This is a genomic window from Flavobacterium fryxellicola (assembly GCF_900143245.1).
GTDB lineage: Bacteria > Bacteroidota > Bacteroidia > Flavobacteriales > Flavobacteriaceae > Flavobacterium > Flavobacterium fryxellicola.
In genome coordinates this window covers 139,247-150,990 of sequence record NZ_FRDK01000005.1, presented here as the reverse complement: position 1 = coordinate 150,990, position 11,744 = coordinate 139,247, and the positions used below count along the sequence as shown (strand labels likewise).

Sequence of the window (11,744 nt, the reverse complement as noted above, 5' to 3'; positions counted from 1 at the left end):
TTTTTTTATTTTAAATATGACAAAATAGCATTAAATTGCGTTTGGATAAGTTTTTGAATACTAATGAGAACACAAACCAAACGCTATTCATGGAAAAGCATTTTAAATTTACCACTTCAGTTATTGCTTTACCTCTTTTTTTTGTAGTATTTCTTTGGTTTGTTTTTTGGCTCGAAATTCGTTTTGGTTTTGACTTTATCGAAAACGGTATTTACCCTAGAACTTTTTCAGGTTTACAAGGTGTTTTATTTAGTCCTTTTATTCATGCTGATGTAGAGCATCTTTATAATAATTCCATTCCATTGCTGATTTTATTGGCTGCGCTGCAATTTTTTTATGCAGAGCAAGCCATGAAGGTTATTGGATACGGAATTGTAGTTTCAGGATGTATCACTTGGATTATTGGCCGCGATAATTACCATATAGGAGCAAGCAGTTTAATTTATGTGCTGTTTAGTTTTGTCTTTTTTAAAGGCCTGCAAACGAAATACAATCGGCTCGTAGCTTTATCGTTGGCGGTGATAGTTGTTTACGGTGGCTTAGTTTGGTATGTTTTTCCGAGCCCGGAGATAACAGGGAATAAAGCTATTTCTTGGGAAGGTCATTTAGGTGGATTACTTACAGGATTTTTTCTTTCTTTAGTTTATAAAACTCCAGAGTATAAAAAAGTTATCAAATACGATTGGGAACATCCAGATTTTGATGCTTCAGAAGATAAATTTATGCAACGTTTTGATGACAACGGAAACTTTGTAAACATTCCTAAAAGCGAGGAATTTGAAGAACAACAGGGGTTCTTGTCGTATTATACGGTCAATGTTCCTGTAAATTATGAGATCGTCCTAAACGAAAAAAATGAATCAAAACCGGAGTTTTAATTCATTTCATACTTTCGCTGTCATGGCTCTCTTCCCTTTGGTAAGGATCGGTGAGGGGAATTAACTTCTTTGTCTTACGGCTTCATACAAGAAAGCACCGCAAGCTACTGAAACATTCAAAGACCCTATAGTTCCAAACATAGGTAGTTTCGCTTTTTCATCTACAATTTTAAGAACCGATGGGTTTACACCACGATCTTCCGATCCCATGATTATTGCAACGGGCTCGTTTAAAGAGATGTCATAAATTGTTGTATCTGTTTTTTCAGTTGCAGCGACAGTTTTAATACCACTTGCTTGTAACAAAAAAATGGCATCTTTAATGTGTTCTACTTTACAAATCGGAATGTTGAATACGGCACCTGCTGATGTCTTTACGGTATCTCCATTCACAGGCGCTGAACCTGCTTTTTGAACAATAATTCCATTTACTCCGGTGCATTCTGCAGTTCGTATGATCGCGCCAAAATTGCGTGCGTCAGAGATTTGATCTAAAATTAAAAATAATGGTTTTTTTCCGTTTTCAACAACAGATTCAATTAAAGATTCTAGATCAAAAAAGGAGATCGGAGATATCGTTGCCACTGCACCTTGATGATTATTAGGCGTCAGTCTGTTTAACTTTTCAACTGGAACATAGGAAAAATTGATGTTTCCACGCTTCATTACTTTCATTAAGTCTTTCATAAGTTCGCTGCTTGCTTCCTTTTGAATATAGACTTTATCTACGGTTGCGCCAGCTTGGATGGCTTCAATTATCGCTCTAATCCCAAATATTTGATGTTCTTTTTCCATGATGCAAATATATAAAAAAAAACCATCAGCATTTGCTGATGGTTTTAAAGATTTAGTTTCATACTGTACATTAGTTTAAAGTGATCTTTTAATACTGCACAAAGTATCTTAGTAGGAGGTAAGGATTTTCAGATGTTACTATTTTTAAAAAATTCTTTAGATTTTTAATTTTTCTTTAGAAAGGGTAGTTAAATAAAAAAGAGGCTGTCCAAATTGGAACAGCCTCTTTTAAACTAAATCATAAGATTAATTATGGTACATACCAGAAAGGACCTTGTGTCGTAACTTGAGCAGAGGTTAAAACAGGTACATTACCTGAATTTGCATTGTACTCTGACAATGGATAAATTAGTCTTTTTGGTCTAGTAGGTTGCAAGTTGAAACCATTGATTGAACTAGGAATTACTGGGAATCCAGTCCTAGTGTAATTAATGTAATTTTCTACACCATGAATTCCGCTAAGTGCAATCCATTTTTGTGTTAAAATTGCTTGAATTTTATTAGTAGATGCTGTCCATCCAAATCCAGGAACTGCTTCGATTTGAACTGCATAAGTTCCAATAGTAGCGCCTAAGTAAGTGAATGAAGCTTGAATTCCTTCATTAAATAAAGTCTGAGCTATTCCCGTAGTTAAAAAACCTCTTTGAACAGCTTCAGCTTGAAGAAATTTGCTTTCCGAAAGAAGCATCAATACGCCAGATTTAGAAGATCCCGCAGCAGTTGCTGCTGCTCCATTAGCTCCCGCGTAGCCTGTAATTCCTGCTCCAAATCTAGATGTAGGATTTGTTGAGTTATTTTGACCAGGAACGGGTTTTTGTCCTTGATCTGTACCTACAACTTTTCCTCCTACAAGAGTCCAAATTCTAGATCTTCTTGGATCAATAACTCCAGCTGTTGGACCACCTGCTTCTCCATTTAAAACATCTGAAAAATGTTTTGAAGAGGTAAATAAAGTATTAGTTGTATTAGTTGTAGATCCTGCTGCATCTCTAACAAATGAACCAAAAAATGGATTTTGTTTGGCATCATTACTGGATGAGTATCCAGGGTTTATTAATACATCAGCATCGACAAAATTATTTAAAGCCTGTAATTGTGCATATTTACTATTTACATAGGCTACTGTAGCAGCATCTGATAATTTGCTTTGTCTCAAAAGAATTCTAAGTTCGACTGTGTTGGCTAACTTAAGCCATTTACTCATGTCCCCGCTAAAAATAACGTCAGTTGTTACACCTTCAGCCGTGGCTGATGGATTTTGAATAAGAGCACGTGCTTCTTCTAATTCTTTAACTAATTCTTTGTAAATTATTGCGTCATCTGTATAAGCTGGTGTTAAGTTAGCTTGGCCTTTGAATGCTTCGAAGTAAGGTGAATCGCCATATAAATCTACAATATATTGCATGTAATGTGCTTTCATAATCTTGGATATAGCAACAAAGTTGCCTTGATTCTCTAAAGGAGTTTCAATTATCTTTTGAAAATTATTTACACTTCTGTACAATCCATCCCATACAGCTGCATAGGTGTTGTTGTCAAAATTATACGAATATTCTACTTGCAATGGATTTGTAAATTGGTATATATTTCCACCCCATGCATTTGTCATTACACTACCTAAACGGTTCATGTTTATAGCTTGTGTTCTGAATGCTTGAGATTGTGCACCCGGTAAAATAAGTCTTGGCGGAAGAGCGTCTTCTAATGGACTATTTACATTGGTGTTGTCTGCTAAGTAATCACTACAAGATGTAAGTGATACAACTGCTACTGCTATTAATAAAAATATTTTTTTCATGTTTTTTAATTTAGAATGTTAAATTGATGCTTCCACCAAAAGTTCTTGTATTTGGATACTGTCCTGTTCCTGAATATCCTAGACCATTACCATTGTTTGCAGTACTGTCAGATGCTTCTGGATCAGTATAACCTTTATTGCTTTTTGCCAAAACAGTAAATGGGTTTCTTGCATTTACACCAAATCTAAGGGAAGTTAATCCAATTTTTTCAATTGTAGCAGTTGGTATCGAATAACTTAAAGCAAGTTCTCTCACTTTGAAAGCAGTAGCATTAATAACATTATGCTCACCAGCTCTGCTCAAAGTTCCATAATAATCAATAATTCCGTTTGGATCATAACCAGCGGCAGAATATACTGAAGTATTAGGAGTGTAGATTCCAGATCCTGGAGCAGTTTCAACTACAGAATTTGGTAATATGAAACCAACTTCTCTGTCAAAATCTGCTGATTCTACCAAACGTCCTGGCCAAGTTAAGTCGTATTTAGTTCCAGAAATAATTTGGTGACCTGTTCTATAATCCATAACAGCAGATAATCTAATTCCTTTATACTCAAATGAGTTAGATAATCCTAAAATATAATCTGGAGTTGATTTACCTAAAATTGAATTTGAAGAAGACCTTGTAGGAAGTCCAAATTGGTTCACAATAATGCTTCCATTGTCATCTCTTAAAAAGGTTGTTCCTTTAATCAAAGGAAATTCTTCTCCTACTTGAGCAAAAATTCCAGTTCCGGTAGCGACGTCAGATAATAGGTTGATTTCATTTGCTCCAGCAGCAAGTGAATTGATAACTGATTTATTCGTTGCATAACTTGCTCTTAAGTCCCATTTGAAATCTTCCGTTTTAACAGGTACGAATCCTAAATCAATTTCTAAACCTTTTGTAGTCATATCTCCAATGTTACTTTGAGATGTAGCTAATCCTGAAGCAGAAGAAGCAGTAGCGGCTGTAATCAAATCTTTTGTGTCTGATATGTAAGCAGACCCGTCAATTGTTATTCTATTGTTAAAAAGTCCAATGTTAATATTTACCTCTTTTGTAGTTACAAATTCAGGTTTGATATTTTTATCCGTTGGTCTTTGGTTGATGATGTAAGATCCTAGTTGTCCATAAGGGAATCCTGTTGGAAATACACCAATTTCAGAAGTAGCATAGGGCTGAATAGAAGAGGAGTTACCCACTTTTACAATGTTAGCAGATACTTTCAAATAATTCAAAGTTTCGCTTTTTAGTCCTTCAAAGGCCAAAGTTGGTACAAAAGATACACCAGCACTAGGATAGAAGAAGTTATTGTTCTCTTTTGATAAAACCGAAGTCCAATCGTTTCTACCTGTAAGATTTAAAAATAAGTAGTTTTTGTATCCTAAATCAACGTTGGCTAAAACGGAAGCACGATTTGATTTTTGAGATCTATTATCTAAATTAGATGGATTTGCTGGACTCAATACATTATTAATGTGATACCATCCTGGTATGTCTAGATTTTGTCCTCCTTGTGAAGTAATTCTGTAATTACGATCTTGCATGTTACTTCCGATATTGGCTTTTAAACTCAAATCATCTGTCAAATCGTAGTCAAAATTCACTAAGAAATCACCATAATAGGTTCTTAAAGAGGATTGACTAGCAAAATATTCAGAAACTTGATTTCTATTCGCTCCTGCTCCGGCCAAAGCGGGAGTTTCATTATACTGATTTATATGGGATTGTGCATCTCTATTCGTAAACTGTAAATTTCCTGTGTAGGTTACATTTATATTTTCATTAATATCGTACTTTAAAGCAGCGATAGTATTTATAAATGTTCTTCTAGCGTCATTACGATTATTATCTATTGTCCAATATGGATTTTTGAAGTAAATATTGTAGTTACCTTCATTTCCAGAATTTTTGAACAAACCTAAATCTATATTTCCTGGAGTTTGAATTAAATCGTCAAGCAAGTCATTAGAGGTTTCGCTAGATTTTTGATAGTTGTAGTTTACGTTACCATCAATGCTTAATTTTCCAATTTTTTTACCTGCTTTAAATAAAAAACTATTTCTTTCAAGTTGATCTCCGTTTACAACAAATTCTGTTTTTACTTTGTTAGCAGAAAATAGGGCGTAGGAGTCTGAAGTTCCAGCGTTTATAGAAAATCCATTTTGGTAGGTAGTACCTGTTTGGTAGAAATCCTTAACGTTGTCTTTGATGAAAGAGTAAGGTCTTTGGAATTCAAGTCCGTCCGCTTGTGGTAAACCTGTAGGTCTCAACACGCCATCAAAAGGAAGTCCCCATGATCCGTTTTCTTCAGGATAGTGAACTCCGTCCCAGCCTTGACCGTATTTTTGTTGTGTTTCAGGCAGAAAAGATACTGTCTCAAAATCGATAGCTGAATTTACATTCACCGTGATTTTTCCTTTTTCTTTTCCTTTTACAGTAGTAACTATTATTACTCCGTTAACTCCTTGCTCACCATATAAGGCAGCACCTTGCATACCTTTAATAACGTTCACGCTTTCAATTAATTCAGGTGGTAATTGTTGCAAAACAGCTGATGAAGATATCGAGTTGTCAATAACTACTAAAGCTTCGTTGTTACCAGTGATAGATCTTGAACCTCTTAATACGATTCTGTTTGTTCCATTAACTCCACTTGAGGATTTGTTTATTTGAAGACCAGATACTTTACCAACTAAAGACTGTACTACGTTAGGGTTGGCCGCTTGAGTAAGCTCTTGACTCGCTACAACTTGCGTAGAGGATGTTAGCGAATTTTTGCTTCTTTTAATCCCTAAAGCTCCTACCACAACTCCTTCCAATTGGATAGAATCATCTAAAAGTTTTACGTTAACGTTTGCCGAAGTGGCAGTTGCTTCTTGAGTTTTCATCCCAATGTAGCTAAATACCAAGACTTGACTTGGTGTCGCTCTGATGGAATATTTTCCATCAAAATCAGTTTGTGTTCCAGATTGAGTTCCTTTTACTAATACACTCACGCCCGGTAAAGGCAATCCTGCATTATCAGAAACAACACCTGAAACAGTTCTTTCTTGCGCAAAAGTTATTTGCGCCACAAGTACTACTAACAGTACTAAGAATCCATTAAACTTTAGTTTCATTTTTTAATATTTTGAATTAGTCTCGCAAACCTCTTAATAATTTGTTAACTTTCCTAATATATGAAATGCTAATTTTGCCCTAAGTTAAAATTTAACATTATAGCTGATGTGGATGATGGTGTTATAAATTTCAAATTGTTGCTTTTTAGTTTTGCCATTGGCCAAAGCTAATTTGAGTAATCCGTTTTTTGTTTGTAATCCCATCCCTAACCCAATGCCAATAAGGTTTTCCGTAATGTCTGAAGTTCCTGAACCAGCTTTGTTTTTTGTGAGGCCATAATCCAGAATAGAATGCAAGTAAAGATTTGGAGATAGGATATAGCGGTATTCTGTTAGTAATGATGTTGTCAAATAAGCTTCTAGGCTGTTTTCTGCAAAGCCTCTTATGCTGTTAAGGCCTCCAAAACGAAACAATTCATTAACAACATATCGGTTACTTCTAAGATAGTTATTCTGACTATTTAGATGAATCGAATTCTTTCTGTTTAAATAGATGTTGTGCATTGCTTGAACTGTAAGCGTCAATTGGTTGTTTTTTGAATTGTCAGTTGGATTGGAGATTTCTCTTTTTCCAATTCCTATTATGGTTTGGAATTTTGATTTTATGGGAAAAAGAAGGTTGTTTGTGTCTGATTTTAGATATTCAAAACTCGAGGTTAAAAATGAATTAGTAAAATCACTGATTGAAGTGTTATTTAAATTTTGAATGTCGCTGGATTCTGTAATGTGATATCCCAAGTACACGCGGGAATTATAGTTTAAAAAATAGCTTAAATCGATTGCAGTTTTTGTGTTTTGAAAAGTGGTATCTTGTCTAAAAACCTGTAATTGTGCTTTTAGGCCTAATGGCGTTTGGAGCAGATACGGAAGTTCAAGGCTGGCTTTAAAAGTTTTTTGGTCGTTGCCGTCGCTTTTCCAATAGATAGCAACTTGCTCGCCAGAGCCCAAGATGTTTTCAAGTTTAATGTCAAGATATCCAGCTAATGCGATCTTTTCGTTGTCATTATTTGAAAAACCGAGGAAGCCATCAAAAGTATTTGAATTTCTTTTTTCTAGGTACACATAAACTTTAGTACTGTCTTTTGTAAATAAAATTTCCGGGTATTTTACTTGATTTACAAAATTATATTTTTCGAAATCACTATTAATTTGTTCAACCACTTTTTGATTGAAAATTATTTTTTGGTATTTTTTATTAATTTGTTTTAAATGACCCTTTGGAAATTTATTTGTACGTCCGTTTTCGGCATACCGAATTGTAATTGAATTTAAAATCCTTTGTTGTTCTGTTTCCAATTGTAGGGTTGCGGAAAGAGCACTTTTATCTCTTTTAATATTTACTAGTTTTAATTTAGCTAATGAAAAACCATTTTGTTCTAATTTTTTGACGGTTTGCTCCAGAAAGGAATCTATTTCTGAGTAAGGTACTTCAACAATATCATTTTTTTTGTTTAGTGTGATTAAATTATTTAATTGTTTGTGAGCTCCTATATATAGGTAGATGGTTTCTACTTTTTTCCCTAAAGCGATTTTTGCGATATAACAGGAATCTTTTGCTTTAGTAAAATCAAGCGTTGTGTTGTCGATATAACCTATCTGGGTTAATTTTACTGTAAACTTATTTATTTCATCTTGAAGTGCTTTTGTGTTTTGGTGTTTGGAGTTGTATCCTAAAGAATCGATAGTTTTGGTTTCGAAGTCGGATTGTCCAATTATTTGTAGCTGAAAATTTTGAGCGGAAGAGTGCCACCCAAAGATTAATATTAAAAGAATAGCAACGAAAGATTTCAAATGTGTATTTGTTTTAATAAATATAATGCAAATATCTATGGTTTATAATAAAAATCAAAGTGTAAAACAACGGTATTGAATTTCTCGCTTAAATAGTAGTGAATTCTAAACCATTCTTCATTTAGGAATTCTTTATTCCTTTAAAGAACAAATTATTAGTTCGTAAAAAAATTAATAGATTAACGTTTGTAGAGTAAAAAATATTTTCTACATTTGCAACCCCGTAAAAAGCGGGAATTTAATATAATAAGAAATTTTTAGTATTAATTATGCCAACAATTCAACAATTAGTAAGAACAGGAAGAACTCAGATAACTAAGAAGAGTAAATCGGTTGCTTTAGATTCTTGTCCTCAAAGAAGAGGGGTTTGTACGCGTGTTTACACTACAACACCAAAAAAACCAAACTCTGCAATGCGTAAAGTAGCGCGTGTACGTTTGACAAATGGTAATGAAGTAAATGCCTACATCCCTGGTGAAGGACACAATTTACAAGAGCACTCGATAGTATTAGTTAGGGGTGGAAGGGTAAAAGATTTACCAGGAGTTAGATATCACATCGTTCGTGGTGCACTTGATACGTCAGGAGTAGCAGGAAGAACGCAAAGAAGATCTAAGTACGGAGCAAAACGCCCAAAAGAAGCAAAAAAGTAATTTAAATTTTGCATTATAGAGACGCAATTTATTGCGGCTATCTGGGTGTGCAATTTTATTAAAAAAAAGACATGAGAAAAAGAGCGGCAAAGAAGAGACCACTTTTACCAGATCCAAGGTTTAATGACCAACTGGTAACACGTTTTGTGAACAACTTAATGTGGGATGGAAAAAAATCGACAGCGTTTAAAGTATTTTATGATGCAATTGACATCATTGAGTCTAAAAAACAAGATGCGGAGAAACCATCATTAGAAATTTGGAAAGATGCATTAACCAATGTTATGCCTCACGTAGAAGTACGTAGTCGTAGAGTAGGTGGAGCTACATTTCAAATTCCAATGCAAATTCGTCCAGATAGAAAAATATCTATGGCGATGAAGTGGTTGATACTTTATTCTAGAAGAAGAAATGAAAAATCTATGGCTCAAAGACTAGCTTCAGAATGTTTGGCTGCGGCTAAAGAGGAAGGTGCTGCTGTTAAAAAGAGAATGGATACTCACAAAATGGCAGAAGCTAATAAAGCATTCTCTCACTTTAGATTTTAATTCATAAGAAATGGCTAGAGATTTAAAATATACAAGAAACATAGGAATTGCTGCTCATATTGATGCTGGTAAAACAACAACAACAGAGCGTATATTATTCTATACTGGAAAGTCACATAAGATAGGTGAAGTGCATGATGGTGCTGCAACTATGGACTGGATGGCACAAGAGCAAGAAAGAGGAATTACAATTACTTCTGCTGCTACAACTTGTGAATGGAATTTCCCAACTGAACAAGGTAAAGTTTTACCTGATACCTTACCGTATCACTTTAATATTATTGATACCCCAGGACACGTTGATTTTACTGTAGAAGTAAATCGTTCATTGCGTGTACTTGATGGGTTGGTTTTCTTGTTTAGTGCTGTTGATGGTGTTGAGCCACAATCAGAAACGAACTGGAGACTAGCGGATCAATACAGAGTGCCACGTATTGGATTTGTTAATAAAATGGACCGTCAAGGATCTAATTTTTTGATGGTTTGTCAACAAGTTAGAGACATGTTAAAGTCTAATGCAGTTGCTATCACTTTGCCAATTGGTGAAGAGAATGACTTCAAAGGTGTGGTAGATTTGGTAAAAAATCAAGCAATTGTATGGCATGAAGAAGGTCTTGGTGCTACTTATGATATTGTGCCTATTCCTGAAGACATGGTTGCTGAAGTGAAAGAATACAGATCGATTCTTATTGAGGCAGTAGCTGATTACGATGAAAATTTGTTGGAAAAATTCATGGAAGATGAAGACTCTATTACAGAGGAAGAAATCAATACCGCTTTAAGAGCTGCTACTATGGATATGGCGATTATTCCAATGATTGCTGGTTCTTCTTTTAAAAATAAAGGAGTTCAATTCATGTTAGATGCAGTTTGTAAATATTTACCTTCTCCGATGGATAAAGAAGGTATCGAAGGGATTCATCCTGATGATGCCGATTTGTTAGAAGAAGACCAAACTAAAATTTTGCGTAAGCCGGATGTTAAAGAGCCTTTTGCTGCTTTAGCTTTTAAAATTGCTACTGACCCATTCGTAGGTCGTTTGGCTTTCTTCCGTGCTTATTCAGGACGTTTAGATGCAGGTTCTTATGTTCTGAACACACGTTCAGGAAATAAAGAAAGAATTTCACGTATTTATCAAATGCATGCTAACAAACAAAACCCAATCGATTATATTGAGGCAGGTGATATTGGAGCAGCAGTTGGATTTAAAGATATAAAAACTGGAGATACTTTGTGTGATGAAAAACACCCAATTATTCTGGAGTCAATGAAATTCCCTGCGCCAGTAATTGGTATTGCTATTGAGCCTAAAACTAAAGCTGACGTTGATAAAATGGGTATGGCTTTGGCTAAATTAGCTGAGGAAGATCCAACGTTTACCGTTAGAACAGATGAGGCTTCGGGACAAACAATTATATCTGGTATGGGTGAGCTTCACTTGGATATCTTGGTAGATCGTATGAAACGTGAGTTCAAAGTCGAAGTAAATCAAGGAGAACCTCAAGTTGAATACAAAGAAGCATTTACTAAGTCTGCTCAACATAGAGAAACGTACAAGAAACAATCAGGTGGTCGTGGAAAATTCGGTGATATCGTATTTAGAATCGAGCCAGCAGATTTAGTTGACGGTAAAGCTCCGGTGGGATTGCAGTTTATTAATGCAGTAAAAGGGGGTAACGTTCCTAAAGAATATATTCCATCTGTTGAAAAAGGTTTCAGAGAAGCTATGAAAACGGGTCCATTAGCTGGATACCAAGTAGATAGTTTGAAAGTGACTTTATTAGACGGATCTTTTCACCCTGTCGATTCAGATGCGCTATCTTTTGAGTTGGCGGCAAGAATGGGATACAGAGAATCAGGTCGTGCTGCAGGTGCTGTTATTTTGGAGCCTATCATGAAAATGGAAGTTATTACGCCAGAAGAAAACATGGGAGATATCGTAGGTGATATCAACCGTCGTAGAGGTCAGGTGAATGACATGGGTGACAGAAATGGAGCTAAAACCATTAAGGCAGATGTGCCATTATCAGAAATGTTTGGATATGTTACAACGTTAAGAACACTTTCTTCTGGTAGAGCAACCTCTACTATGGAATTTTCACATTACGCTGAAACACCTTCTAATATTTCAGAAGCAGTAATTAAAAAAGCAAAAGGAAACGCTTAATCTTTAAG

The 11,744-nt window shown here is 35.1% G+C and carries 8 protein-coding genes; 4 read left to right on the top strand and 4 right to left on the bottom strand.

Annotated elements, in window-relative coordinates:
- The first annotated feature begins 89 nt into the window (after window positions 1-89).
- Window positions 90-878 (top strand): rhomboid family intramembrane serine protease, encoded by a 789-nt coding sequence (locus tag BUA03_RS09660; protein ID WP_066081061.1) that lies wholly within the window; start codon window positions 90-92, stop codon window positions 876-878.
- 60 nt (window positions 879-938) lie between these two features.
- On the opposite strand, the gene rlmB is transcribed toward BUA03_RS09660, so the two are convergent.
- From rlmB to BUA03_RS09640, 4 genes are all read right to left on the bottom strand, one after another.
- Window positions 939-1,673: a 23S rRNA (guanosine(2251)-2'-O)-methyltransferase RlmB gene (gene rlmB / locus BUA03_RS09655; protein WP_066081058.1), complete on the bottom strand. Its 735-nt coding sequence runs from the start codon at window positions 1,671-1,673 to the stop codon at window positions 939-941.
- Between the two features lie 250 nt (window positions 1,674-1,923).
- On the bottom strand, window positions 1,924-3,471 hold the full coding sequence (locus BUA03_RS09650; RefSeq protein WP_066081055.1) for a SusD/RagB family nutrient-binding outer membrane lipoprotein: 1,548 nt from the start codon (window positions 3,469-3,471) through the stop codon (window positions 1,924-1,926).
- 10 nt (window positions 3,472-3,481) lie between these two features.
- On the bottom strand, window positions 3,482-6,577 hold the full coding sequence (locus BUA03_RS09645; protein ID WP_066081052.1) for a SusC/RagA family TonB-linked outer membrane protein: 3,096 nt from the start codon (window positions 6,575-6,577) through the stop codon (window positions 3,482-3,484).
- A gap of 84 nt (window positions 6,578-6,661) precedes the next feature.
- Window positions 6,662-8,368 (bottom strand): BamA/TamA family outer membrane protein, encoded by a 1,707-nt coding sequence (locus BUA03_RS09640; protein WP_066081049.1) that lies wholly within the window; start codon window positions 8,366-8,368, stop codon window positions 6,662-6,664.
- 269 nt (window positions 8,369-8,637) lie between these two features.
- On the opposite strand from BUA03_RS09640, the gene rpsL reads away from it, so the two are divergent.
- The 3 genes from rpsL (at window position 8,638) to fusA (ending at window position 11,736) form a co-directional block, all read left to right on the top strand.
- Window positions 8,638-9,021, top strand: coding sequence for a 30S ribosomal protein S12 (gene rpsL / locus BUA03_RS09635; protein WP_007136570.1), 384 nt, complete (start codon window positions 8,638-8,640; stop codon window positions 9,019-9,021).
- A gap of 71 nt (window positions 9,022-9,092) precedes the next feature.
- Entirely contained in the window at window positions 9,093-9,569 is a 477-nt protein-coding gene (rpsG, locus tag BUA03_RS09630; protein ID WP_035668130.1) for a 30S ribosomal protein S7, read from the top strand.
- A 10-nt stretch (window positions 9,570-9,579) separates the two neighbouring features.
- Entirely contained in the window at window positions 9,580-11,736 is a 2,157-nt protein-coding gene (gene fusA / locus BUA03_RS09625) for an elongation factor G (RefSeq protein ID WP_066081046.1), read from the top strand.
- Window positions 11,737-11,744: the final 8 nt, after the last annotated feature.

Bases quoted from the DNA above. Each gene is read 5' to 3' on its own strand.
- BUA03_RS09660 (WP_066081061.1), top strand. From the start codon at position 90: ATGGAAAAGCATTTTAAATTTACCACTTCAGTTATTGCTTTACCTCTT.
- rlmB (WP_066081058.1), bottom strand. From the start codon at position 1,673: ATGGAAAAAGAACATCAAATATTTGGGATTAGAGCGATAATTGAAGCC.
- BUA03_RS09650 (WP_066081055.1), bottom strand. From the start codon at position 3,471: ATGAAAAAAATATTTTTATTAATAGCAGTAGCAGTTGTATCACTTACA.
- BUA03_RS09645 (WP_066081052.1), bottom strand. From the start codon at position 6,577: ATGAAACTAAAGTTTAATGGATTCTTAGTACTGTTAGTAGTACTTGTG.
- rpsL (WP_007136570.1), top strand. From the start codon at position 8,638: ATGCCAACAATTCAACAATTAGTAAGAACAGGAAGAACTCAGATAACT.
- rpsG (WP_035668130.1), top strand. From the start codon at position 9,093: ATGAGAAAAAGAGCGGCAAAGAAGAGACCACTTTTACCAGATCCAAGG.
- fusA (WP_066081046.1), top strand. From the start codon at position 9,580: ATGGCTAGAGATTTAAAATATACAAGAAACATAGGAATTGCTGCTCAT.